31 protein-coding genes are annotated in these 25,314 nt (G+C 45.7%); 2 read left to right on the top strand and 29 right to left on the bottom strand.

All coding sequences use genetic code 11. The annotated features are described in order from the left end of the window. Positions 1-109: 109 nt before the first annotated feature. The 10 genes from KNO61_RS02230 to KNO61_RS02185 are packed head-to-tail and all read right to left on the bottom strand — an operon-like array spanning position 110 to position 4,798. Complete coding sequence (locus KNO61_RS02230; protein ID WP_078147115.1) at positions 110-448, bottom strand: hypothetical protein; 339 nt, start codon at positions 446-448, stop codon at positions 110-112. Continuing rightward, positions 445-933, bottom strand: a complete 489-nt coding sequence (locus tag KNO61_RS02225; RefSeq protein ID WP_214686943.1) for a shikimate kinase — start codon at positions 931-933, stop codon at positions 445-447. Before KNO61_RS02225 ends, KNO61_RS02230 begins: the two co-directional genes overlap by 4 nt. Beyond that, positions 926-1,225 (bottom strand): hypothetical protein, encoded by a 300-nt coding sequence (locus KNO61_RS02220; RefSeq protein WP_041917913.1) that lies wholly within the window; start codon positions 1,223-1,225, stop codon positions 926-928. Before KNO61_RS02220 ends, KNO61_RS02225 begins: the two co-directional genes overlap by 8 nt. After that, positions 1,189-1,713, bottom strand: coding sequence for a prepilin-type N-terminal cleavage/methylation domain-containing protein (locus KNO61_RS02215; RefSeq protein WP_078147117.1), 525 nt, complete (start codon positions 1,711-1,713; stop codon positions 1,189-1,191). Before KNO61_RS02215 ends, KNO61_RS02220 begins: the two co-directional genes overlap by 37 nt. Further along, positions 1,619-1,855: a hypothetical protein gene (locus KNO61_RS02210; RefSeq protein ID WP_047795193.1), complete on the bottom strand. Its 237-nt coding sequence runs from the start codon at positions 1,853-1,855 to the stop codon at positions 1,619-1,621. Before KNO61_RS02210 ends, KNO61_RS02215 begins: the two co-directional genes overlap by 95 nt. Then, positions 1,842-2,249: a prepilin-type cleavage/methylation domain-containing protein gene (locus KNO61_RS02205; protein ID WP_235439563.1), complete on the bottom strand. Its 408-nt coding sequence runs from the start codon at positions 2,247-2,249 to the stop codon at positions 1,842-1,844. The genes KNO61_RS02210 and KNO61_RS02205 overlap by 14 nt, the downstream gene beginning before the upstream one ends. 20 nt (positions 2,250-2,269) lie before the next feature. Further along, positions 2,270-2,572, bottom strand: a complete 303-nt coding sequence (locus KNO61_RS02200) for a prepilin-type N-terminal cleavage/methylation domain-containing protein (RefSeq protein ID WP_031423311.1) — start codon at positions 2,570-2,572, stop codon at positions 2,270-2,272. A 15-nt stretch (positions 2,573-2,587) separates the two neighbouring features. Further along, positions 2,588-3,565 (bottom strand): type II secretion system F family protein, encoded by a 978-nt coding sequence (locus KNO61_RS02195; RefSeq protein WP_214686945.1) that lies wholly within the window; start codon positions 3,563-3,565, stop codon positions 2,588-2,590. Continuing rightward, positions 3,547-4,353, bottom strand: a complete 807-nt coding sequence (locus tag KNO61_RS02190) for an ATPase, T2SS/T4P/T4SS family (protein WP_214684030.1) — start codon at positions 4,351-4,353, stop codon at positions 3,547-3,549. The genes KNO61_RS02195 and KNO61_RS02190 overlap by 19 nt, the downstream gene beginning before the upstream one ends. A 58-nt stretch (positions 4,354-4,411) precedes the next feature. Continuing rightward, positions 4,412-4,798 carry a Spx/MgsR family RNA polymerase-binding regulatory protein gene (locus KNO61_RS02185; protein ID WP_012726596.1) on the bottom strand — a complete coding sequence of 129 codons (387 nt, stop codon included), beginning with the start codon at positions 4,796-4,798 and terminating at the stop codon, positions 4,412-4,414. Between the two features lie 249 nt (positions 4,799-5,047). Here KNO61_RS02185 and KNO61_RS02180 point away from each other — a divergent pair, with 249 nt between their 5' ends. Beyond that, positions 5,048-5,311 (top strand): DUF2626 domain-containing protein, encoded by a 264-nt coding sequence (locus tag KNO61_RS02180; protein WP_012726597.1) that lies wholly within the window; start codon positions 5,048-5,050, stop codon positions 5,309-5,311. A 32-nt stretch (positions 5,312-5,343) separates the two neighbouring features. On the opposite strand, the gene KNO61_RS02175 is transcribed toward KNO61_RS02180, so the two are convergent. Beyond that, entirely contained in the window at positions 5,344-5,961 is a 618-nt protein-coding gene (locus KNO61_RS02175) for an MBL fold metallo-hydrolase (protein WP_214686947.1), read from the bottom strand. A gap of 157 nt (positions 5,962-6,118) precedes the next feature. Here KNO61_RS02175 and KNO61_RS02170 point away from each other — a divergent pair, with 157 nt between their 5' ends. Further along, complete coding sequence (locus tag KNO61_RS02170) at positions 6,119-6,298, top strand: DUF2759 domain-containing protein (protein ID WP_012726599.1); 180 nt, start codon at positions 6,119-6,121, stop codon at positions 6,296-6,298. Between the two features lie 117 nt (positions 6,299-6,415). Here the strand turns inward: KNO61_RS02170 and KNO61_RS02165 are convergent, their stop codons facing one another. The 18 genes from KNO61_RS02165 to KNO61_RS02080 all read right to left on the bottom strand — a co-directional run bounded on the left by KNO61_RS02165 (position 6,416) and on the right by KNO61_RS02080 (position 25,243). Then, positions 6,416-8,332 (bottom strand): LTA synthase family protein, encoded by a 1,917-nt coding sequence (locus tag KNO61_RS02165; protein ID WP_214730513.1) that lies wholly within the window; start codon positions 8,330-8,332, stop codon positions 6,416-6,418. 225 nt (positions 8,333-8,557) lie between these two features. Beyond that, the gene (locus tag KNO61_RS02160; protein WP_214730511.1) at positions 8,558-9,520 is read right to left on the bottom strand and encodes an ROK family glucokinase; all 963 of its coding nucleotides are present in this window, start codon (positions 9,518-9,520) and stop codon (positions 8,558-8,560) included. A gap of 93 nt (positions 9,521-9,613) precedes the next feature. Continuing rightward, complete coding sequence (locus tag KNO61_RS02155) at positions 9,614-9,808, bottom strand: YqgQ family protein (RefSeq protein ID WP_012726602.1); 195 nt, start codon at positions 9,806-9,808, stop codon at positions 9,614-9,616. Then, entirely contained in the window at positions 9,805-10,827 is a 1,023-nt protein-coding gene (locus KNO61_RS02150; protein ID WP_214757429.1) for a M42 family metallopeptidase, read from the bottom strand. The genes KNO61_RS02155 and KNO61_RS02150 overlap by 4 nt, the downstream gene beginning before the upstream one ends. Before the next feature lie 12 nt (positions 10,828-10,839). Continuing rightward, on the bottom strand, positions 10,840-11,892 hold the full coding sequence (locus KNO61_RS02145; RefSeq protein WP_078147124.1) for a rhomboid family intramembrane serine protease: 1,053 nt from the start codon (positions 11,890-11,892) through the stop codon (positions 10,840-10,842). A 123-nt stretch (positions 11,893-12,015) separates the two neighbouring features. Continuing rightward, positions 12,016-12,972, bottom strand: a complete 957-nt coding sequence (locus tag KNO61_RS02140; protein ID WP_012726605.1) for an L-lactate dehydrogenase — start codon at positions 12,970-12,972, stop codon at positions 12,016-12,018. Positions 12,973-13,141: 169 nt separating this feature from the next. Continuing rightward, on the bottom strand, positions 13,142-13,912 hold the full coding sequence (locus KNO61_RS02135) for a DUF92 domain-containing protein (RefSeq protein WP_214872563.1): 771 nt from the start codon (positions 13,910-13,912) through the stop codon (positions 13,142-13,144). Next, positions 13,891-14,445 (bottom strand): 5-formyltetrahydrofolate cyclo-ligase, encoded by a 555-nt coding sequence (locus KNO61_RS02130; RefSeq protein ID WP_078147126.1) that lies wholly within the window; start codon positions 14,443-14,445, stop codon positions 13,891-13,893. Before KNO61_RS02130 ends, KNO61_RS02135 begins: the two co-directional genes overlap by 22 nt. A gap of 54 nt (positions 14,446-14,499) precedes the next feature. Beyond that, on the bottom strand, positions 14,500-14,664 hold the full coding sequence (gene rpmG, locus KNO61_RS02125) for a 50S ribosomal protein L33 (protein ID WP_255313299.1): 165 nt from the start codon (positions 14,662-14,664) through the stop codon (positions 14,500-14,502). An 84-nt stretch (positions 14,665-14,748) separates the two neighbouring features. Next, positions 14,749-16,950: a 1,4-alpha-glucan branching protein domain-containing protein gene (locus KNO61_RS02120; RefSeq protein WP_078147127.1), complete on the bottom strand. Its 2,202-nt coding sequence runs from the start codon at positions 16,948-16,950 to the stop codon at positions 14,749-14,751. Positions 16,951-16,965: 15 nt separating this feature from the next. Further along, a complete protein-coding gene (locus KNO61_RS02115) occupies positions 16,966-17,715 on the bottom strand; it encodes a DUF4912 domain-containing protein (RefSeq protein WP_078147128.1) in 750 nt (249 codons plus the stop codon). A 114-nt stretch (positions 17,716-17,829) separates the two neighbouring features. Continuing rightward, positions 17,830-18,492, bottom strand: coding sequence for a phosphate signaling complex protein PhoU (gene phoU / locus KNO61_RS02110; protein WP_012726611.1), 663 nt, complete (start codon positions 18,490-18,492; stop codon positions 17,830-17,832). Between the two features lie 16 nt (positions 18,493-18,508). Next, positions 18,509-19,270, bottom strand: a complete 762-nt coding sequence (gene pstB, locus KNO61_RS02105; RefSeq protein WP_224862754.1) for a phosphate ABC transporter ATP-binding protein PstB — start codon at positions 19,268-19,270, stop codon at positions 18,509-18,511. Positions 19,271-19,380: 110 nt separating this feature from the next. Beyond that, entirely contained in the window at positions 19,381-20,292 is a 912-nt protein-coding gene (gene pstA, locus KNO61_RS02100; protein ID WP_214684021.1) for a phosphate ABC transporter permease PstA, read from the bottom strand. 1 nt (position 20,293) lies between these two features. Next, positions 20,294-21,238, bottom strand: coding sequence for a phosphate ABC transporter permease subunit PstC (pstC, locus tag KNO61_RS02095; RefSeq protein ID WP_012726614.1), 945 nt, complete (start codon positions 21,236-21,238; stop codon positions 20,294-20,296). A gap of 83 nt (positions 21,239-21,321) precedes the next feature. After that, complete coding sequence (locus tag KNO61_RS02090) at positions 21,322-22,260, bottom strand: PstS family phosphate ABC transporter substrate-binding protein (protein ID WP_078147130.1); 939 nt, start codon at positions 22,258-22,260, stop codon at positions 21,322-21,324. Positions 22,261-22,413: 153 nt separating this feature from the next. Beyond that, positions 22,414-24,477 (bottom strand): peptidoglycan D,D-transpeptidase FtsI family protein, encoded by a 2,064-nt coding sequence (locus tag KNO61_RS02085; protein ID WP_214872562.1) that lies wholly within the window; start codon positions 24,475-24,477, stop codon positions 22,414-22,416. Between the two features lie 157 nt (positions 24,478-24,634). After that, entirely contained in the window at positions 24,635-25,243 is a 609-nt protein-coding gene (locus KNO61_RS02080; protein ID WP_012726617.1) for a superoxide dismutase, read from the bottom strand. Positions 25,244-25,314 lie beyond the last annotated feature (71 nt).

The raw sequence follows: 25,314 nt of genomic DNA, 5'->3' as shown, positions 1-25,314 counted from the left end.
GAAATCTTTCGTTTTCCATTCCACTTTAACAATTTTTATTCCTTCTGCATAGGTAAAAAAGCGAAAAAGAAAAAGGATGAAAAACGAAAACGTTTTCATCCTCATTATTTCATATTTTCGACTCGGTGGAAACGTCAGAACGTTCAATTCCCGCTGTCCGTTTGATTTCATGAGTTAGCTCGACGGCGGCTTGCTTTAATTCAATCGATTCATTCTTCGCATTGACCCCAAACTCTTTTAATTGAGTAACGGATCGATTGACCGCATCCACGTGCCCTTTGATTTCATTGACCTGTTGACCAATCACATCCGCCCGAATTTTAAAACGTTCCGTCAGACGATTCAAACGACCAAATTCTGGTTTCATTTTGTTTTTGAACAAGAGATAACCATATATCCCAAGTCCGATTAATGAAAATACGATGATGGCAAAATTAATCCAAATCATTCTTTTTCCCCCTTTATACGGATGATTTGCTTGGCGATGTCTTCAGGCGATTGAGATGCATCGATGGATACACTCGCTTTTCGATATAATTGATCACGTCGTTGAAACAACGCATGAACATCCTCCCGTCCTCTTTTAACAAGTGGCCGCGCAGAATCTTTGATTCGTTCCCAACACATGTCGAACGGAAGATTTAAATGGATCATCGTACCACGTTCTCGCATCCAACATATATTTTCAGAGCGTTCCACCACTCCGCCACCGGTCAGGATATAGTCAGCAGTGACTTGTTGCAGTACTTTTGACTCAACATCACGAAACGCAGACTCACCATAGCGGTCAAAATATGTAGCGATCTCCATCCCAGTCATGGACTCAATGACTAAATCAAGATCGATGACCTCCCCATATTCTTTCAGAAACGAGAATAAGGTAGATTTACCTGTACCCATAAACCCCACGATATAAAACGGGTTTTCATTCATAAACAATCACCTCTTTATGCCGTTCACCAGATGTTAGCACGATATTCACTTCAGTACGATTCGGTGCAATCGGACGACACGTCAGAGTTCCCGTTGGTTTATGCAGCGTTAACGGTCGATCACCGCAACGCTCCTTCGCCAATAACAGATGCGATTCGAAGCGAATCGCTAAGATTTCCTCTGACAGTCGCCTCGTCGTTCGTTCCACATCAGTATACCAAAATAACGCGGCCCCGAGTAACCAAACAACGATGGTCAAGGTGATGACGAGAAAGAATCCTGTTTCATGCACATGACGTGCCGCTCTCTTCTGAACGATGAATCGGTCCATGCGATTCGAAAACCCTTTCCGACCGTTTCGACATGATACTGCTCGATTCCTCTTAAAAAGAGTAAGTTTCCTCCTCCATCTCCGACCATGACCAAATTGCCATTTACTTGTTTGATTGTCCATGACCACCGCTCCTCATCCGATTTGACGAAATCACCTCGTAACCGCCCTTCGTCAACACGACAGTTCTCGCTATCCATCAGACGGCGCACAATCAGTTGAGGCGTCGTATGATGATTCCATTTAGGCTGTTCATAAAGATGTTGACCGAGCGTGAGCAATTCAACCAAAAGGAAAAGAAATATGGGAAGGATCAGCAAAACGACCGTCATTTCAATCATCGTAAAGCCCTTTTCATAATGTCGGTAAACAAAATCCTTTCTCACACACTTGCTCACGCCCTGTTGGTTCAGTGGCTTCAAGCAGAACCTCTCCTTGTAATCGTTCATAGATGAAGAGCGTGTCACTCAACCGTTGGATTCGTTCATTCCCTTGCACGACAAAGGATGCCAGTATGAAAATCCATCCCATGATGACCGCAAGACTGACAGTCAGCTCCCATAACGAGAAACCCGATTCATCCACTTTCACGAATAATCACCTCCGGCTCATACGTCCCGATTCGAAATTTGAGCGTCACCGATGTCTTTCCACTGACGAATTTCCATTGTCCCGCATAAGAGGCGGTCGCTTGTGAAAAGGTCAACGTGTTGTACGTCGGAAGATATACGTCCACCCCATCAGGAACATCAACCTCCCTGACGATCTCTCTCCCACACACAATCAGATAAGTTTGTTGTTTGGAAATCCAAATCAATCGCGGCACACAATCTCCCTCTTCTGAAATATAGGGAAATTGCCCAGCTTCTTGAATATTCGCTACCAATGAATCCGTAAAATTGTAGAGCTCCATTCGTTCGAACGGTCTCGTAATCGGTGCACTCATCAATACTAAGAACGACAATACGACAAGTACCCATGTCATTTCGACCAAGGTGTAGCCTTTCATTGTTTTTTTAAGGAGCCATCAGTCGGTGAATACGTATAGGTCGAGGATTGACAGCTATAAACGAGTGGATCTGCAGCCGACGCACGCTTAATCACTTCTAACGTTTCAGGATAGGCTTTATGTTCCGCGTAATGCAAATTGATTTCAGATTCAACGATTCGAACACTACCTTCGCAACTCACTTGGTCAGCACGAGATTTCCCGTCCGACAAAGAAGGGACAAGTAACAAGAGAAGAACGGATATAATGAGTAATACTGCCGCCATCTCAACTAATGTGAACCCACGCTCTTCCTTCATTTCATCTTTCTCCTTTCACAATTGAGCCATAATGAGTTTGACCGGTAAATAGAGTGTGTAAAAAAGAACACCGATCATGACACTGAGGATGCCGTATAAAGACGGTTCAATTTTCTCAATCAAACCCCGACTATGTTGCTCCATCTCTTCGAATACAAGCTCGCGATGAAGAGACATCAATTTGCCAAGTTCTCCACTCATCGATCCCACACCTAATAGACTCACGACCTCATGATCGATAAACGGTTCACACCTCGTCGCCGCTTCAATCCCTTCACCTTCAGACATGCGATAATGAATTCGCTTGGCCATTTCTGCCATTTCTCCCTCCTCCTCGGCTAGCCGACTGATAATCTGCCTGATATTCGTTTCAGTATGTTGGAGCAAGGACAACTCACTTACAAACACATAGGTCATATAGAGTGTTTTCCCACGTCTCCATGCGTAAAAAGGGAGCTCTACTCCTCGACGATGGAATCCATATATGAGAATCGCGATTGCCACGAATATAGAAAACAGTACAGGAAAGAACCAATTCGACAATAGAATCGACCCCACACCGCCATGCGACGAGACATCTACCATCCCCATTAATTTCGGGAAAATGTATAAGGCATAAATCATTCCTAATGCAAGTAGGATGAAGAAGATAATTAACGGATAGCGAATTAGCCTCCGCAGCTCCTGCTTTAACCGTTGTCGCATCTCGAGTACCATCGCCACTTGCGACAATCCATCCATAAATCGTCCGTTGCGGTCCGCCGTATGTAAAATCTCTTGCATCTGCCGATTCGTGATCAAGATGGAAAATACTTCAGACAAACTCACACCCGCTTCTAGACGAATCCTCATCTCTCGAATACAGTCTTTCATTTTTCCCTTCTCATGAAGTTCAAGCGTCTCCATGGTCACTTTCAATGACACACCTCGTGATTGTAGACGAAGAAAACGATGAATCAGTCGGATCGATGGGATTACCGGAACGTCGACCATTCGCAAGTCACCTCCTGATTTCGAGTCAGTACACACCAATGTCTTTCCACGGTCGCCTTACCAAGAAGTTGCATCAGCCGCTTTTCCCCATCCTGAATCGATGCGGTATGAAAGGTTGTAATCGTCAAATGCCCACTGAGCGCTGCATCGTATGCGACCATCAATTCTTCATCGGTCCGCACCTCGCCAATCACGATGATATCCGGGTCGGCACGAAGCGTCTCTTTCAACAAGTGTCGATGGCTGAGTCCAGCCTTAGCATTCACTTCCAGCTGAATGACACCACCGACCATTTGTTCTGGAGGATTTTCAATCGTCACAATCCGCTCATGCTTCAGCTGATTCAACAGGGCATACAGTACCGTCGTCTTGCCTGCTCCGGTAGAACCCCCTATAAAGAAAAGACCATGATGTGATGCCACGACTTTCTGAAATCGTTCCACATCGTGTGATTGTAACAGGTGCTGGAGTTCAAACGTGTCGTGCGGAATGCGCCAAGACATTAACGTCTGGGCGAACGACGGGAGAAAGGTCACCCGGATGACATCTTGATTCAATTCATAGACCCCGGATTGTGGAATGCGTTGATTAGATTCAGGTAGTGAACACCAATATCGCATATGATATGTAAGGCGATCATAAAGCTCTGCATCCATCGATTGAAGCGCAGTAAGCTTACTAGCAGAACGGACTTGAACCTTTACTTGGTTTGCATCGGGTATAAAATGAAGATCACTCGCACCGATTTGACGTGCTGCATCTACTAAATCCTCAATGAGTTCCTTCATCTCGTTCACCTCGATACAAGCATAAAAAAAAGCCCACTATGTTGAAAGTGGACTTGTTTTATGAAACTTGAACCGCTGCAGTGTTGTGGCGACGTGCATATGTTTCGATTGAAACCTTGTCATATCCGACAATCACTTCTTTTCCATCAGTTAAGATTGGACGCTTCAAAAGTTTTGGGTTTTCGCTCATCAGCTTAAGAAGCTCGCTTAATTTCAAATCCTCCACGTCAACATCAAGTTGTTTGAAGGCCTGGCTTCGTGTCGCAAGGAGAGAGTCGACTCCTTCCTCACTGATTGCAAGGAGCTGCAACAATTCGTCAACTGTTGGTGCATCTCTGAAAATGTGACGCTCACTCACTTGAAGTTCTTGTTCTTGTAAAAACGCTTTCGTCTTCCGACAAGAAGTACAGCTTGGATACGTGTAAAACATTAGTTCTGATGCCATTTTTATGTTCCTCCCTCATTCAACTTTCACTTCGCTCATTTTGTATAAGTTGATTATACATCTCTATACCCCGTTTGTACATGTTTTGTGCAACTTTTTTATAAATTTTGTACAACTTTATTTACCGAAATGATTTCACATATTTTTCACGATTATTTTGCTCAATTATCACGTTTCCATAGCATTTTTTCGAATGTGTTGGTAAAATAGTGAATGAGAATGGAATAATGCACGTATGGGGGGATTAACATGGCAAGAATGTTTCGTGTCCTAGGCTTTTGGACTGGACTAGTAGCGGCACTTGCTTTCGTAGGCGCACTAGGCGGCGACCAAAGTAGTAGTGAACATACTGGCGACTTTATCGTTATGGGACTTGTCTTCTTAGCACAAACGATTTTCTTCGTCGCTCTTGGTTACTTAAAACTAACTGAAAAAACGTATGTATATGTCTTCGGCGCGTATTTGACAATTTTCTTCGTTGTCTTTACGTATTGGAGCAACTTCCAAATGTAAAAAAAGATTGTCTCGCCGGAGACAATCTTTTTTTATGTGAAGAACGGATTTGTCCGCTTTTCTTCTTCTAGCGTCGTAATAGGACCGTGCCCCGAGTATAACGTCGTCTCATCGGAAAGGAGCTGCTTCATCCGATCGATGGACCCCATTAATGTCGACTGGTCTCCACCGAACAGGTCTGTCCGTCCGACGGATTGCTTAAAGATCAAGTCACCACAAAAGGCGATTCTTTCATCATCCATATACAATACGACACTCCCTGGGGAATGACCCGGCGTGTGATAGATTCGAAATACGATGTTCCCAATTTCTAATACATCACCTTCGTATGTTTTTTCTGCCGGTTTCATCGATGGTATCGGCAAGTTGAACGCAGAAGCGCCATTCTTTTCTCCATCTGTCAGCCAATCCGCTTCTAAGCGGTGTACATAGACTGGTACCTGGTAACGTTCACGGAGCGCATCGATTCCTCCGATATGATCGAAATGTGCATGAGTCAACAAGATTGCTGAAAGTGTACCGAAACGTTCGATTGTATCGAAGAACCTCGGGTCATCCGTTCCGGGGTCAATGACGACGACAGTGCCGCCTTTTTCAATCACATAGCCGTTCTCTTGTGCCAAGCCAGACGTAATCTTTTTGATTTGCATAGCATTCATCCCCTTCTTATTCAAAACAATATTGTGGCAAAATTGTTTCGATGTCAACCTTTGCTCGACAGCGACTCTATAATCGGATAAAATAATAATGATATTTCAGTGAAATTTTTATGAATTTCATGACGTATAATTAAAGGGGGAACTCGTCATGCATTTGTATGAACCGTTCGGATGGATTTCCGTCATCGTCGCGATTGTGGCTATTTGGGGAATGCTTCGTTCATTCCAAAAACGCCAATTCTTTCCGCTCGTTTTTGCAGGTTTAACTGTACTCGTATTCGGATTCTTTGGTGTCGCCACGTTGATCTACGGTGGAATTCCAGGTTAATGATTCGCATATGCAATCATCAAGCGACTTCGGTCGCTTTTTTTATGCCTTTTTTTACGTTCATTCCCTCTGTTACATAAAACGGACCAAATCACTATGTGACTTGGTCCGTACTCATTATTCTTCAGTTTGTTCTTTGAAACGGAGTAAGTCGGAGTAAATCAAATCATCGTTCATTTGCAAGATTTTTTCCGCTTCTTCCGTCATCGGACCACATAACGACGTATCTTCGACTACTTCACCAGAAGTCGCGTTATAACATGTCGACTGTGTCCAAACATATTCATCCGTCACGACCGTTCCGTCGCGGAAAATCGCGCGGCTGTTTCGATTTTCAGAGAATAAGTCGTTTCCGAATCCAATCGTATCTGACGTGTCGATTCCAAGTAAGTGCAAGATGGTCGGTTTCATGTCGACATGACTACCGATCGTCTCATGCACTTCCCCTTCTTTCTGGTCAGGTAAGTGAATGGCAAACGGAACTTGTTGCAATTTCGCCACGTCGAATGGTGTCAACTCATCTTTCCCAAGTAGCTCTGCCATCGCACTGTTGTGGTTCGTCGAAATACCATAATGGTCACCGTAGACGACAAAGATTGTATCTTCCCACATTCCATTCTCTTTCAACTGGTCGATGAAGAGACCGAGTGCGTAATCTTGATAAGCTAGTGCTTGCGGGAAGTTGTTCAACGTAGTTGAGCTCGTTTCAAATTTTGGTACAAGCTCATAGTCTTCACTTGGCATCGTGTACGGGAAGTGGTTCGTCAATGTGATGAACTTCGCGTAGTACGGTTCAGGCAATTCTTGAAGCATTGGAATAGATTGTTCGAAGAAACTATCGTCTAAGAGACCCCATTCTGTCATGTCTTCAGGATTCCCGAGGTCATAACTCTTTTCATCAAAGAATTGATCGACGCCAATGTTCTTGTACATTTGATCGCGGTTCCAGAACGATTTGTTATTCGCATGGAACACGGCTGAGTAATAATTTTCGTCCTTGACCAACTCAGGGAGCGCTTGATATTCGTTATCGGCGTTCGTAAAGTATACAGCACCACGCGGGAGTCCATATAGTGAGTTATCGAGTGCGAACTCAGCATCAGAAGTCTTCCCTTGACCGACTGTATGGTAGTAGTTCGGCCAGTAGTGAGACTCTTCAATCAGTTTGTTCAAGTTCGGCGTGATGTACTCTCCATTCGGCGCCTTCATGTTGTGAGTAAAATTCTGCGCAGATTCGAATGAAACCACGATGACATTTTTCCCTTTATATTTTCCGAATAAATCCGGATTCGGCGCCGCATAGTTTTGACGGGTGAATTGTTCAATCGTTGCGAGTTCTGATTCATCCGCCATCGCTTTTTGAGCCGATGTTTTCGTTTGGAGCATGGCATCATACACATGGAAGTTAAATGTTCCGATGTTTTTCACCAACAGCTCACGGTCAAATGAACGAGTCAACAATTCAGGTCGTTCCGTTTCTGCTAGCGAAAGGTTGAACAAGAAGACAGAGACCGCTACGACGAATGTGACGAGCGCACGTCGATGTGAAGCTGCATTCTCTTTCATGTTCATTCGCCATAAGATAAACGGAAGGATAAACACGTCACCAAGAATGATTAAATCTTTCCATTCAAGAAGCGAAGTGAATGATGTCGATAACGTTTCCATGTTCGATGGTTGCATGATGACAGGCATTGTCAAATAGTCCGTGAATTCCCGATAATACACGGCGTCCGCAAACAAGATAAACGATGCAATCGCATAGAGCGTGTAGAGCACCCATTTTTGTTTATTACCTTTAAAGAAGAAATGGAAGGCAAACAAGAATAATGTCGAACTGATTGGGCTAATCAGTAAGATGAAAGCTTGTGCGGTGTTTTCAATCGGAATGTTGAAGAAAAATTGATAGACGATATACGTCTTCGTCCAAAGCAATAACGTAAAAATCCAAAATAGACGATATTCTTGAAACGAAGCGCGGACCGTGTCGTTCAGTCTCGTCGATAGCTTCGAAAAGCGTTGAGATGAATTCATCTGACGGTCTCCTCCTCTTTTCAGTTTTCGGCATGTTTTAGTTGCCATTCTTTATTTATATTTGTTCATTCATTGTACAATTCGGATTGAATAGTACACGTCCAGTATCAAGTCCAAATCTTACCCCTTTTTTAATAAAAAATCAACTGTGACGTTACAAATTTTACAATATCCCATACCCTTTCCCACAAAAAAACACGCCTGCAATGTGCAGACGCGTCCGTTTCATACTCGTGTCGGAAGGAAGTGTTTCCGTGCCAGCCAAGCACATCCAATCACACCGGCATCGTTTTCGAGTTCAGCGATTTTGAATGTTGTCGACTCGTATACCCGCTCGAGCGCAAACCGTTTGAACTGTGCATCAAGCGGCTCCAATAATGCGTCGCCAGCTTTTGAGACGCCTCCACCGATGACAATCATTTTCGGATTGAGCGTGTTCGCGATGTTTGAGATGGTCAAGCCGAGGTATTCCGTCATCTCGTCAATGACTTCTGTCGCGATCGAGTCACCAGCCTTATATGCTTCAAACACGTCACGTGCAGTCACTTCTTTTAACTCGTTTAATGAAGTATGTTGATTCTTACGCTTCTGTAACGCCAGACGCGAGATGCCGGTCGCTGAAGCAATCGTCTCGATACACCCGAGGCGACCACAACCACACTTCACAGCCTTCGTTTCGTCTCGTTCCACGGTAATATGCCCGATTTCTCCGGCCATTCCTGCCGTCCCATGAACGATATTCCCGTTCGTGATCACGCCACCACCGACACCTGTACCGAGCGTGATCGCCAATAATTCTGACGCCCCTTCGCCGGCACCTTTCCACATCTCACCAAGGGCCGCGGCGTTCGCATCATTTTCGAGCACGGCCGGAAGACCGACTGCTTTTTCGAACTCACTCACGAGTGCAAAATCTTTCCACCCGATGTTCGGAGAATATTCGACAACTCCTTCTGAGAAGTCGACGAATCCTGGTGCCCCGATTCCTGCACCCGCAAAATCTTCTTTCTTCTTACCTGATGTTTGTAAGTATGTTTCAAAAGAAGCTGCGATGTCTTTTGGAATATGTACACCATTCTCTCGAATATCCGTTTTGACTTCCCACTTATCCGAAATGATGCCGTTCATGTCTAAAACGGCCATCTTCACCGTCGTACCACCGATGTCGATACCTAATAACCATTTCATACCGTTCACTCCTCATCTCAACTAAATCGCTTTCATTGAATAGTGTACACTATTATCCCCTTAGTGCAACCCTTTGCACTAAGGGGATTTCTGTCAATCTGTTGAATTTTTTAATTCGTGGGTCAAAATGATTTTGGCCGTATCGTACACACGTTGTTCGATGATGCCCCCTTCATACAATTCGTCGAGTTCCATCATCATGAGTGAGATTTCAGCATCCCGTTCTCCGATGTAAATAATGGTACCGAACGATTTTAAAAACTGTTGGACATCATAAAAGTTTTTCATGCTTCTTCCTCCATCGTCGATTGTACATAACGATTTAACAATTCTCGCGTTGCTTCCAGTGATGACAGATGCGTTCGCTCATAACTATGGCTCGATTCGATTCCTGGCCCAATCAAGGCATGTCGCACATCATACCCTGCTCGAATCGCCGCTGACGCATCTGACCCATAGTACGGATAAATATCTACCTTATACGCGATCTCATGAGCTTTACATAACGCCGTGAACTTCCGTCGTAACCCGATATCATACGGTCCAGATGAATCCTTGGCACAAATCGAGACTGTATACTCATCGGAATGCTGTCCATCCCCGAGCGCACCCATATCAACGGCAATGTATTCCACGACGTCTTCCGGAATACCCGCGTTCCCTCCAAATCCGACCTCTTCATAATTCGAGATCAAGAAGTGAACGGTATGCGGTAAGTCATAACGGATTAAGTCTTTCGCAAGGTCCAATAGAATGGCGACCGATGCCTTATCATCCAAGTGGCGTGATTTCACGTATCCTGAAGAGGTCACTTGAAAGCGAGGGTCGAATGAAACGAAGTCCCCGATCTCAATCCCAAGCGCCGTCACATCTTCACGAGAATGCACTTTTTCATCCAATCGGACTTCGATGTTTGATGCAGATCGCTCGGCAGAGTTCGTGTCCTTATAGACGTGAACACTTGACTGATGGATCAAGATCGTTCCTTCAATCGCCTCTCCTTCTTCACGGTGGACGAGGCAGTTCTCTCCCTCAATCGCCGTCCATGCGTATCCTCCCACTTGAGTCAAACGAAGACGCCCGCTCGGCAAGATGTCTTTGACCATCGCACCGAGTGTGTCCACGTGTGCCGTCAACAGACGCGCCTTGCCAGAACGACCTGAAAATGTGGCCAGCAGTGCCCCTTTATGTAGACGTGACGTCTTGACACCCAGTGCATTCAATTCTTGCTCCGCGAAGCGGATGGCCTCTTCCGTCATCCCGGAAGGACTCGGGATGTTAACGAGTGTTTTTAATGTTTCAATCATTGAATTCTCCCCTTACCAAAATCCGTACCCGACGAATAGTCCAAACATCGAGATGGTGAGTACGGAAAATAAGATTCGTTGTATACGGTTCTTCTCATCCGGTAGCCCGACGACCCCCGAGACGACAAAACCACCAATCAGACCTCCCGCATGCGCGAAATGGTCAAGACCTGCACCTAATACAAACGCAAGTCCTACGTTTAATCCTAACATAATAAAGAGCGGAGGTCCGAGCGTCTTCATGAAGAGAGAACGATCCCGCAACCCAAAGTACAAGAGCGCACCGACCAATCCAAATAGCGCCCCTGAAGCGCCTGCTGATATCGATTCGCTGAATGCAAACGATGCGGATGTCGCTAATATTCCACTGAGCAGGTAGATGATTAAAAATCGTATGGAGCCGTACATCCGTTCGACGAGCGGACCGAGCGACCAGAGTGCAAACATATTAATCGCAAAGTGGAACCAACCGATATGCAGGAACATCGGTGTAATCAAACGCCACCATTCCCCTTGTTCAATCAACGGGTTCACTTTGGCCCCGAATGCGACCAACGTGTTTGGATCAAGCGTCGAACCGACCGATTCGGCTAACCACATGACTAAAAAGGTGACGAACAGTAGCCCATACACCACTTGTGGTTTTCCGAAGGAAAATCGTTTCTTCAGATCCGCTTTCTTTTTCCGGTCGAGGGAGACCGCTAGCAGTCGGAACCGGTCTTCTTCCATAGTCGGTGTGCAAATCGAACGGGACAATGTCACTTTCGCAGGGATTTGAAACGTCAACGAGTCTACACGCTCTTCATCCACGAGACGCTCACCATAAACATGAATGGTCAATCGTTTCCGCCCGATGCGAGATAAGCGAAATGCGTTCAAAATCGCGTGTATATCCATCCCAACGTGATTCGCCCATGCTTTTTCAGTCTGAATGAACAAATCATACCGATCACCTGCTTTCGTATCGAATAAGATGACCGCACGGGAGGGTTCGAGTATGCCTTCAATTCGCCCACCGTTTTCGACCTTTCGATAAATATCTTCCCAAAAACAAGTTGTCGCCAACGAAACCCCTCCTCTCTCTCAATTCTATTGTAAATCACGACACGACCCACGACCAAACGATGATTCGTTCTATATGTATAAAAACCCGTAACCAAATGGCTACGGGTTTCCAAAGGATGGAGATTACAAGACAGGTTCCATCGTTTTCATGAGTACGTTCGCAGAATGTTGCATTTTCTCATGCTCTTCTTGTGACAACTCAATCTCAACGACTTCACGAACGCCTTGACGGTTGATAATCGCTGGTACACCGATATGGATATCGTGCAATCCATACTCACCATCAAGATGGGCACCGACTGTCAACAACGTGTTCTCGTTACGAAGGACAGCCTTGACCAACCGAAGGAGACCGAGTCCAATCGCATAGTACGTCGCACCTTTACGTTCAATGATATGATATGCTGCGTCACGAACGTTGACATAGATGTCTTCAAGGTCTTCCCAGCTGTACTCATCATGCTCTTCAAGTAGTTGCTCGACCGATTTTCCATATATACGAGCGTTGCTCCAGGCAGCAAACTCCGTATCACCATGCTCACCCATAATGTAGGCGTGACAGTTACGCGGGTCGACGTTGAAATAGTCTCCGAGCATGTAACGCAAGCGAGACGTATCAAGCACTGTTCCTGAACCGAAGACACGATGTTTCGGAAGACCAGAATATTTCCATGCGAGATGTGTCATGATGTCGACCGGGTTTGAAGCAATAATGATAATTCCGTCAAAACCAGAGTCCATGATGTCTGAAATCATAGATTTCATAATCTTCGCATTTTTTTCAACGAGATCAAGACGTGTTTCACCTGGACGCTGTGGTGCGCCAGCAGTGATGACCACGATATCAGCGACGCCACAATCCGAATAGTCCCCTGCCCAGACGCGCATCGGTGATGAAGCGAATGAAACCCCATGGTTCAAGTCCATCGCTTCTCCTTCTGCCTTCGCTTTATTGATATCGATGATGACAAGTTCTTCACATAGACTAGCTGTCGTCAACTGGTAAGCGAAACTCGCACCTACTGCCCCAGCCCCTACAAGTGCGACTCGTGTTACTTTAGCATGATTTAATGTTTCCATAATGATTCTCCACCCTTCAAACAATCTGTTTCATGTTTTTGTTATCTCTGTTACAAATAGATTGTAACATCATTCACAAACTCAAACTACAGCGGAAACCGTTTTCACTTTGGCGATATTGTGACAATATTCACATTCGTTTGGAACACCTTCATTTTCTGTACTACCCTCATCCAAACACAAAAAAACAAATCAACGTCGCTCCACATACTGAAAGAAAATTTACCGCATCATTTCCGAGAAAACGCCATCCCGACACGTAACTCGTCGGCACGTCGTGATGTATTTTTTTCTCCGTCAATTTTCCGCAGACTGTACAACGAAACGTTCGTTGGAATGTCGCGCCGAGAAGCGTGTCAATGATGCTACCAGTTAATCCAATCACCCATAATAAAAGGAGATGCGTGACCTTTAAGTCGATGAACACAAGAGAGGATACGACAATCAACAGTGCACCGAACATCGACATGACGGTACCGAACGTCGAGACGGCGCCACTCGTTCCCGGTTCGACTCGCTTAAAGGTAAACATGAACCGAGGTTTCAGTTTCGATAGGACACCGAATTCAGATCCCCACGTATCGCTCGTCGCCGCCGCGATGGAAACGACATACATATAGAGGTAGACCGGGTCATTCGTCAATTGATAACCGAGTGCACATAAAATCCCTACCCCACCGTTAGCTAACACTTGCATGGCATCGCGAGCCCCCGTCTTCTCGACGATCTCATCGACCCCTTTTTTATCGTGAGAGCGATATTTCGAAGCGAGAGAAGAAGTCGAAAAAAACACGCCAAGCAAGTATAGACCGAACCACCCGAACGAGAATCCGATCACCGTACCGGTCACGACTGTCAACAGCGCCCCAGAGAGAGTCAACGACCGTAACCGATAACCGAGATAGGCGACGAAACATGTTACAGCGAATATGGCGAACACTGAATCATCTCCTTTTCTGTTACGATCCATTGAACAGGTAGGTCGTGCGGTTCAGTTGGTACATGATCGACAAGCTGAACGGTATATGCCAAAGCAAGTGTTGTACCGTTATAGGTTTTTAAAAAGCGATCATAATAGCCCCCACCCCAACCGATGCGATAACCGGTTCGATCGAAAACACGCCCCGGGACAAGACAAAGGTCAATCACTTGCGTCGTCGCTGGAGTGGTCGGCTCTAAAATATTCATGACGCCCTCTTCCAAATCTTCAAATGAATGAATGATGTGAAACGTAAGTCCCTGCTCCGTTACTTTCGGGACGCAGACCGTTTTTCCTTCTTTAAAGGCCATATGAATAATCGGGGACGTATCAATTTCTAGCGGTAGTGACAACGTTAGCGCGATCGTTTGACTTTCAATCCATAAGTCCGAGGCAAACAATGATTGGTGAATGACTTCGTCCGCATGATGTCGATCCGCCATTTGTTTGATGTATTGATGAATCGTGCGCCGGAGCGCTGCTTTTTCTTCCACAACGTATTCCTCCTTACAAAAAAAGCCGCCACATATGTGACGGCCGGTCCCTCATTACTTCACTTCGCGGTAAAGCGTGTGACGACGGAGACGTGGGTTGTATTTGCGCAACTCGAGGCGCTCAGGGTTGTTACGTTTGTTTTTCTTCGTGATGTACGTGCGATCGCCTGTTTCTGTGCAAGCTAATGTAATTTTAACGCGCATTTCTTTCACTCCCATCTTAATGATGTTGTATCAAGTGCTTTTGCTTTACAGTCTAAGCATACTCAATTATCCTACCAAGTTTCTTATGAAAAAGCAAGGTTATTTCACGTTCTTTTTCATTGATTCCTGTCCATATGGAGAAGTCTCTATAGGTAGGCATGTGTTGACGTTCTCGCTCACCTTATACCATTGTTTTAGGTCGTGAATCGAGATCTCTTCCCCGACATATACGCGTTCTGATGCAGGAAACACGCTGTTTTCGATTCGATGGATTGCATCGAATAAACCACCGTGACCATGCGGATTGCGAGTCGCTTCAAAGGACAACATAGTTGAGTATAACGGAAGCGCAAGGGATTGCGCAAGTTCTCTTGCAGCAGGAATCGTCATCCAATCGAAGTGGTGAACCACTTTGAAGGAAACACGTTTCGAAAGTTCATGAACCAGTTTTACATAGGCGATATTTTGTGTTGCCACCTGGTTCATGACATGCTCTAAAAATGGACTAGTTGGACGAACACGATACACATGTATGTTTCCTTGTCGCTCATACTCAGGCAACTCGTCATGATATGGCGTTAATACATAGACGACTTCGCCATCGTCCGCTCTCGCCTCGATTTCGTCGACGACCCGTCTTCCGAGTCCTCCAACGATATGACCGTGATATTCAGGCGTGAGCACCAAAATGGCTGGTTTTTCTTCTTCCCGCTCGGTTGTCACATAGTAATCGTGAGGAGATAGGAACGAATCAATATCGATGTCTTCATCCTGAAGAAATGGATATGCAGCGTAATGATCATGTAGCAACTGTTCGGATACTCCATCCTGATAGAGTGCCGTTTCCAGTTCTGCAAAGAGTCGTGTGTGTTCACGGAACCGTTCGGCGGCATACTGTGCCGTCGTTTGCCCATCCAAGATGAACGCCCAGTCACTCGACACAGCCAATACGTAATGACGGATTAATTGTTTCAAGGCGCGATTCGTAGCTTCCGATTGATTACGATAGTCCGCCACATCTTTTACGAGTTGCATCTCCATCATGTGCAAATGACGAAGCATCCACTCATTTCTTTCGTTAATCCAAACTTCACCATAACCTTTACGTCCCCATGTATTCATCGACACGTGGACCGTCTGTAAATCTTTAAAGTGACGTTCAAGGAAGAGCGCTGGCGTGATGGTTTCAATTCCAAATTCAGCAAGTCTCTCTGCTACTTTCCCAAGAAACTCTGGCCCCTCAAACCACCAGTGACCGAACAACTCCGCATCGAACGGAGCCGTGACTAAAAATGGTGGGAATGTCTGAGCACCGTGCGCTTCAAGATGTGATTCTAACGTTTTGGCAAAATCGGTCGCATGGTTTTCAATTTGATGTTCCGCCCATTCGCGCACGTAGAAATCCTTTTGATCCGTATCACCCGTAATCCGGTGCATTTTTAAACCCGTATCAAAACGAATTCCTTCCGGATGCATGAAGGACTGGATATAGTCCCAGTCCCGATCGTATGCCAAATCGCGGTAAAACTCACGATAATCCGGATGGCCTGGATATCCGATCATCGAACTCCAAATTTTACCTGAGATGATTTGATCCCGCGGGAACAACGCGACGCCATGTGGTGAATAAACAGGGGCTCCAATTCCTTTCTCTGGCGTCGGATCTGCGTCGAGAAGAGCATGTTCATCGACAAATGTGTAGCGAATTCCTTCTTCATAAAGAATCCGATCAACTCCTGGTGTATAAGCACACTCTGGTAACCAGATGCCTGTTGGACGGAACCCATAATGACGTTCGAAACAGTTCAAACCTGTGCGAATCTCAGCACGCGCCGCCTGTTCCGTGAAGAGATGTGGATTAAAGCCATGGGTTGCCGTACATGTCACCATGTCAATATAACCTGCCTCACGATATGTACGGAACGCCTCATTCAAATTTTTATTCCAATGGAGGAACGTATTTTTTAAATCGTGGTATCGTTGACGATAAAAATGTAACGTCGCTGTTTCTTCGTCTGTTCGGTCCTCAGACAATTCGAGGGCAATCAATTCGAGCATATCGTCTAAGTGCTCCACATAGCGATCCTGAATGAGAGGATCGGCAAGCATTTCAACGACAGGTGGGGAAATACTAACCGTCCAATGCAAGGGACGCTTCAAGCGATCGACTTGCCATAGAATCGGAAGATATGTCTCAGAGATGGCCTCGTAAACCCATCTTTCTTCTAAACGGTGTTTCTCTTCATGCCTAACGTACGGTAAATGAGCATGAAGGACGAGTGAAAAGTACCCAGGTTTCATAATAAAAAGTCCTCCTTAACGCACGAGTCGGTATGCTGCATATTTTGGTAACGTATCAAGTAGTTCTGGAGAATCAACTTCCCCGTATTGCCAACGTCGGACCGGTTCTGCGAATCGTCCGACTCCAACTGGTTCTGCCCGCGGCGTATCAAGCGGATTTGATGCGACGATTGGGAGAAACTCCCCTTCCATCGTCCGAATCCCAAATTCAAACACATATGTCGTATTCGGGTCGAGAGGGCGAACGAACCAGCTGTTCGTCATTTCAGGAAGATCGAATGTATAGGAGCGGTTTGCGTGACCGCTATTGTAATCAAGTAACGTAACATCAAGGATGCGAAACGCCTTCGGCAATTCTTCCCAGCGTCGCATAAATTGAAGCACTAACGTTTCTTTCACGAGATCAGATACTTCCCAGCATACATACACTGCGTTTGGAGACTGTACGACCGCATGCATAAAGTCCACGTTGTACCGATCGGGTAGCTTCCAGTATCCTTCCGGACCCTTTTCAAGAAGTGGAGAAGTCGACACGTTGGCCGTCTCTTTCGCTGATGCCACTTGTTTGCGTGAGGGCGTCACCGACGTCTTTGCTTTCTTCGTTTCACGCTTTTTTTTCACAGGGGCAACCGCCTCCACTTCCTGTTGCTGATTTCTCCATTTACGCCATGCGTATTGGACTTTGCCAATCGGGACGTCTAATTCTGCCGCAATCTGTTTTAACGTAAGACCTTGTTGTTTCAAGGATACGATTTTCTCTTCCATCTCTATATGGCTCCCTTCATGTAAAATCCATGTAGACTATTATTCGCTCCTTGAGTTTGTATTCCTGCCCAAAAAAATAAAGAACAACAGCACTGTTGTTCTTTACCACTAATCTTATTGATTCAAATCATAATGTTTCCCTTTTTCGAGGAAAATTAAATGTTCTCCGAAGTTCGTCACATGATCGCCCATCCGTTCGAGGTATCGAGCAATGTTCGAGAATTCGTATACATCGTTCGTCCCAACCGTCATGGCCGGAAGAGAACCGATATATTGTTTAATCACCGTTAGATTGATGTCATCAATCACGCGGTCCATCTCATTGAGTTCACGAACACGGCTCACTTCACCTTTACGATAGGCACGTGTCGCCAGTTCAAGCATGTCAATCAACTGCTCGGCCATCTTCTTGAGCGGTTGGATGTCAAGCACATAAGGAACGTGCTCGATTCGTGTCACTGCTTTTGCGATGTTTGTCGCATAGTCCGCAATGCGTTCAAGATCTGTCGCTGATTTCATCGTCACAATCAGACGTCGTAAGTCAGTCGCGACTGGTTGCTGTTTTGCAATCAATAGGATCGCTTCGTCATTGATTGTCAACTCCAACTCGTCTAACTCGTTATCGTTATCAATCACGGTTTTAGCCAATTCGAGATCATGTTTTTCCAACACTTCGATTGCCGTCGCCGTTTGGCGCATCGTCAAGTTTGCCAATCGTACAACTTTATCTTCTAATTCAGTCAATTTCGTATCAAAAAATGTGCGGTTTTGTGCCATCAATCCAGTCTCCTCCTTAACCGAAACGGCCAGAAATATAGTCTTCCGTCCGTTTGTCAGATGGATTCGAGAAAATCTTATCTGTTACATCGAACTCGACAACTTCTCCATTTAAGAAGAATGCCGTTTTATCCGAAACACGGGCAGCTTGTTGCATGTTATGTGTCACGATGATGATTGAATATTGTTCTTTCAACTCTTGTACCAATTCTTCCACTTTCAATGTAGAAATCGGATCAAGGGCAGACGTCGGCTCGTCCATTAAGATGACATCCGGTTCAATCGCTAACGTACGCGCGATACAGAGACGTTGTTGTTGTCCACCTGAAAGTCCGTACGCATTCTCATTCAATCGATCTTTTACTTCATCCCAGATTGCCGCACCACGTAATGAACGCTCGACAATTTCATCGAGTACTTTCTTATTTTTGATTCCGTGCGTCCGCGGTCCGTATGCCACGTTGTCATAGACCGATTTTGGGAACGGGTTCGGTTGTTGGAATACCATCCCGACCGATGTACGCAAGTCTTCTACTTTATATCCACGGTCGAAGATGTTACGACCATGATACAAGATTTCACCGTTCGTCCGAACCGATGGAACGAGTTCGACCATACGGTTTAGAGTCTTAATGAACGTCGATTTACCGCACCCAGATGGTCCAATGATTGCCGTGACTTCATTCTTTTTAATATCGAGGTTGACGTCAATCAAAGCCTGGTCTTCTCCATACCACAAGTTCAAATTGTTGACGACATAGGCGCTATCTTTTTTCATCTCAGTCGTTGTCGGTTCTGTCGTAGTTGTATTCACGTTTTGATCTCCTTTGTTGAGCTCTTGTTGTTTCATCATCTCGAGCTTCCTCCTCATTCATCTGCAAAAAAGACTTAGTGTCGATTTGTATATTTGTTTCGAATATAGATTGCAACCGAGTTCATCGCGATGAGCATCGTCATGAGTACGATGATCCCTGCTGCTGCTAAGTTTTGGAACTCTGGTTGTGGTCGGCTCGTCCAGTTGTAAATCTGGATCGGGAGGGCCGTGAAGTCAGAGAAAATATTACTCGGTGTCGTTGAAATGAATGTTGCCGCTCCGACCATGATGAGTGGAGCCGTTTCACCAATCGCACGAGAAACCGCTAGGATAATTCCCGTAATGATCCCTGGCAACGCCGAAGGTAACACGACGTTAAATGTCGTCTGCCACTTCGATGCCCCGAGCGCTAGCGAAGCGTGTCGTAATTCCATTTTGACTGCTCGTAGCGCTTCCTGTGAGGCCACGATGACAATCGGCAAACTCATGAGACCGAGCGTCAAGGCACCGGCCAGAATCGAGTTCCCTAATTCCATGACTCGAACGAAAATCGTCAATCCAAGCAACCCGAATACGATTGACGGAACGCCTGCCAAGTTCGAAATGTTGACTTCAATAAACGAAGTCATGCGATTTTTCGGAGCGTATTCTTCCAAGTAAATTGCCGCTCCAACACCGATGACAAACACCATCGGTACGATCAATAGCATGAGCCATAACGACCCAATCAACGCAGGATATAATCCAGCCTGTTCAGGACGGCGCGACGGGAAGTTGCGTAAGAAATCGAGATTGACCCACCCTGCCCCTTTGGACACGATGTCATAAATCAATGTCGATAAGACAACGAGTGCAAAGACGAGTCCCGCCAAAAAGATGTACTTAAATATTTCATTCAATTGTAAACGTCGTTTAATTCGTTGAGACACGGTCTCACGATTCATCAAGTTCTTCGTATTCTTGAACTCACTGTTCGGTAAAGCCATATTAGTACTCCTCTCTGAAGCGGCGCGTCACCCAGTTTGCGAATAAGTTCATCAATAAGGTAAAGACGAACAACAACGCACCGACCGCATAGATACTGTAATATTCGATTGTGCCGTAACCTGCATCACCTTTTGCGATTTGAACGATATATGCTGTCATCGTCTGAATCGCATTGAGCGGATTGAACTCGAAGTTTGGCTGTGAACCACCAGCGATCGTTACAATCATCGTCTCACCAATCGCACGGCTCATACCGAGAACGATAGAGGCAATAATCCCAGACGTCGCTGCAGGCATGACAACTTTCGTCGCCACTTCAAGACGTGTCGCACCTAAACCGAGCGCACCGTCCCGAATTTTCTTCGGAACAGCACTCATTGCATCCTCAGAAATCGAGGCAATCATCGGAATAATCATAATCCCGACGACAATCCCTGGGCTGAGTGCATTGTAAATTTGAAGTCCTGGGATGAGTGCTTGCAAAATCGGTGTAATGAATGACAAGGCGAAGAAACCGAATACAATCGTCGGCACACCGGCCAACACTTCTAGAATTGGTTTCAACACACGTCGTGCCCGTTCAGAGGCGTATTCACTTAAGTAAATCGCAGACGCCAAACCGAGTGGGACGGCTACAATCATCGCAATCACAGTAATTTGGAGTGTTCCCATCACAAGGGCCCATACCCCGAAGCGCTGATCTGCACTAAGCGGGTACCATTCTGTCGATCCTAAAAATTCTGCGACAGGGACTCGTTCAAAGAACTTGAATAGCTCAAAGCCTAGTGTGAACGCAATACCAATGGTCGTGACGACCGATACGAATGCGCTCAAGAATAATAAGAACGGCATGATTTTATCAAACACGTTTGTCGTACTATATTTCTTTTGTTTATTTTGTTGAATCATCTCTCGAATCGAAAGCTTGTTGTTCGGTTCATTCATCTCGTGTATCGCTCCCTACCTCTTCATACTAGAAAGCATGGCGAGAAGGCGAGACCGTGTCTCACCTTCTGCCACCTATCATCTTATTCTCCAGCGATTTCGTCGATCATCTTCATGTTTTCGTCGTAACGGCCTTGTTCCATTTTCACGTAACCGACTTCTTCAGAAAGATCGGCTGCATTTTCGTTCATGAAGCGTGCGAAGTCCGCAACTTGCTCTTTGTCTTTCAACGAAGCGTTGTTGACGTACGTGTAGATTTCACGTGAGAGCGGGTAAGATAAATCGTTAATTGTGTCATGTGTCGGCTCAACGCCCTCAACATTTAATGCACGAAGTGTGTCTTTGTTCTCAAGGTAATACGCGAATCCAAAGAATCCGATTGCTCCCTCTGTTCCGGCTACACCTGTGACGAGGACGTTGTCATCCTCAGACAATTGCGCATCTTGACGAATATCTGTTTCATTCAATACTTTTTCGTCGAAGAAATCGTAAGTTCCGGAGTCTTTACCTGGTGCGAAGAATGAGATCTCCTCATCTGGCCAGTCTGAGCGAACGTCTTTCCACGTCTTGATGTTCGTGTCCGTCCACATCTTATTCAATTCTTCAATCGTGATATCTTGTGCCCAATCGTTCGCTGGGTTTACAACGAGCGAAAGTCCATCAAGTGCAACTGAGAGTTGCGTGAATTCCACACCGTTTTTCTCAGCTTCGGCTGCTTCTTCTTCTTTGATTTCACGTGATGCGTTTGAGAAGTCTGTCTCTCCCGTCACGAAACGTTTGAAGCCACCACCCGTACCAGAGACACCGACTGTCACTTCAACTTCTGGTTGTTCAGCTGAATATTCTTCTGCGACTGCTTCCATGATTGGGAATACAGTTGATGATCCGTCCATGACGACTTTTCCTGAGAGCGCATCGCCGCCTTCAGCAGCGCCACCTTCTTCATTGTTCCCACAAGCAGCACCTACGAGTGCGACTGAAGTGATTGAAGCGAGTAAAGCTGATTTTTTCATCCAAGACATTTGTGACGTCCTCCTTGAGTTTGCTTTGATTTTTGTTGTGGATTTGTTGTTCTGTCCTACAATTAATATCCTAATGAACTTCTATTAACGAGAAATAAACGGAACGTAAAAGAATTGTAAAGACAAAAAAAGAAGTCACCGAAGTGACTTCTTTTACTGAAGCATTGCATTGACATCTTCTAAATTAAAGTAAGCTTTCATGATGTCGTGTGCGACCCGCGTGTTGATTCCTTCCGCCTCAAGTCCAGGCATGATAATTGCCCAGGCGATTTCCGGGTCATCGAACGGTGCCCAACCGACATGGTTTGAGTTCAATGTCTTGATCGGTTCTCCGTTCGCATTTCGTTTCGCCTGACCGTCTGCGCCCTCCGCAATCGCTTGGGCAGTTCCGGTTTTACCTGCAGCCGTCATACCGGTCTCCTGTAAAATGCGAGACGAACCGGAAGAAGATTCAACCCCTTGACGATACCCTTCACGGACCCGGTCGATATATTCATCCTGGATATCGACTTTATTCAACGCATTCGGTTGGAACGTGCTCACGACTTGCTTGTTGTTCTCATCAAGCGAACCTGGCTCAATGATTTCTTTTAGCAAGTGTGGTTGGACACGATAGCCACCGTTCGCCAATGCTGACGTATATTGCGCCAATTGAATCGGAGTATAAGAAATATACTGTCCAATCGACATATCCATCAGAAGTGTGACACGGTCCGGGATACTCCGGAATCCGGTCGACTCGAACGGTAAGTCAATCCCTGTCTCGATTCCGAGACCGAATTGTTTATAGTAGTGTTCCATCGTTTCAAACGCCTGCGTGACATTTTCTCCGACAATTTGACCTGTCGAGTAATAATCAGCCAGACGCAACGCAATTTGGAACATATAGATGTTCGATGACATCGCAAGTGCATCTAAGTCGTTGATGTTCCCCATATTTCGGTAGGAAGCTTTCACTGACGAACCGATTCGAATCGGTGCATCATAAATATATTCTCCCGGTTTGACGACGCCTTCTTCAAATCCATAGGCGACCGTCGCCCCTTTGATGGTTGATCCGATTTGGCTGGCACGAAGCACCGTACCGGTCGACACATCCTTGAATTCGTTCGTTTCCAAATCGAGTTCTTGTCCAGACAGAGCGAGCAATTCACCCGTTTGCGGATTCATGACGACCGCAAACGCTCGGTCGAAATGAGGACTTCCAGAGCGTCCTGCGCGAATCGCCTTTTTCAAGATCTCATCGACTTCTTTTTGGAACTCGATGTCGGTCGATAAGACGATATCTTTCCCTGGATTCCCACTCACTCGTGTCGGTTCACCTACCGGTTCCCCTTTGTACGTGGTGAACACATCATAGGCCGGCGTTCCACGAAGGACATCTTCATACTGTTGTTCCAAGTATGAGGTACCGACCCGGTCGTTCAACCCGTAACCTTTCGCTTGATAAGACGCACGTTGTTCCGCCGGAATTTGACGATAACTTCCTAGGAAACTTTTGAACGTCTCATCATACGGATAGTCGCGTTGATAGTACGGTTCGACACTCACCCCAGGCAACTGCTCTAAGTTTTCTTCGATGACCGCCATCTCTTTCGGGCTCGCACCGATTTTGATGACCTGTGGGTCGAGTGCATAGCCGCTCTCCATGTTGTGTTTAATGGCGATGATTTCTTCTGTCGCGTCATCAAACGTGATCTCTTCTTCTGTGATCGAGTCAAGCAAGAGTCGGTCCACGTCTTGGTTAGACAATGCGGCCCGCTCCTCTTCCGATAATTCTTCCAATAGCGCTTGAGTCCGTTCTTGCGCCAATTCCGGATTCGTTGCAATCCAGTAATCCTTCCGGTCTCGCTCCGTCATTTTGCGGTCTTCTTTCGGAATGTCGACGATTTCCGCCAACTTTTTCGCAACGTCCAACCGTTCATCCGTCTTTGTCACTTGAGAGCGACGATACATGACTGAGTAGTTTGAAATCGTATCCGCCAGTACTTGACCGTTCCGGTCGTAAATTTTCCCTCGCGGCACTTCATATTTAATTTTACTCGACTCCGTTTTCTGTACTTCCCGAGCAATCAATTCACCATTCACGATTTGGACGACACCTAACCTAAAAATGAGGGTCGCAAATAAAATGAAGACGATGAAAAATAGTAAATTCAAGCGTAACGGTAAGTGGTTTCGCCGTTTTTTCGGCACTTTTACCCGATTTTTAGCCAAATCCGTTAACTCCCTCCACGTTCATTTCCTTCTATATTATAGAGGACAGGAATCCCTGTCGTTTTGTCCGATTTTCACTATATCATAATTTGTTTACAAATTAATGAAAACCATAAAAAAACCCGAGATTCATATCAGAACCTCGGGTAAGACAAACTTATTTTGCGTCAGCGTACAATGTCGCCACATAATCCCAATCGATGACATGGAAGAATGCGTTGATATAGTCAGGACGACGGTTTTGGTAGTTCAAGTAGTAAGCATGCTCCCACACATCAAGACCGAGGATCGGTGTAACACCTTCCATGATTGGTGAGTCTTGGTTTGGAGTAGACGTGACTTCGAGTTTACCATTTTTCACAACGAGCCAAGCCCAGCCTGAACCGAAGCGAGTTGTTGCAGCTTTCGTGAATTCGTCTTTAAACCCATCGAAGCTACCGAACGACTCATCGATTGCAGCAGCGAGGTCGCCAGACGGAGTACCGTTCTCATTTTTCTTCAAGAGCTTCCAGAAGAACGAGTGGTTCCAATGACCGCCACCGTTGTTGCGGACAGCTGTTTGAATGTCAGCAGGAAGCGAATCGATTTTTTGAAGCAAGTCTTCGAGTGAAGAGTACTCCACATCTTTTCCTTCGAGTGCATTGTTTACGTTCGTGACGTAAGTGTTGTGGTGTTTCGTGTGGTGGATTTCCATCGTGCGTGCATCAATGTGTGGTTCGAGTGCATCATATGCGTAATCAAGTTGTGGTAATTCAAATTTAGCCATTACTAAAATCCCCCTTAAAAGTGTTTTGAACAACGTTCGTCTTAAATGTAACAGATATGTGACGGTCGACT

Source organism: Exiguobacterium sp. s140 (assembly GCF_018617035.1).
Classification (GTDB): Bacteria; Bacillota; Bacilli; order Exiguobacteriales; family Exiguobacteriaceae; genus Exiguobacterium; species Exiguobacterium profundum.
Note: the sequence above shows the minus strand (reverse complement) of the source record. Positions and strands in the feature narration are given on the sequence as shown.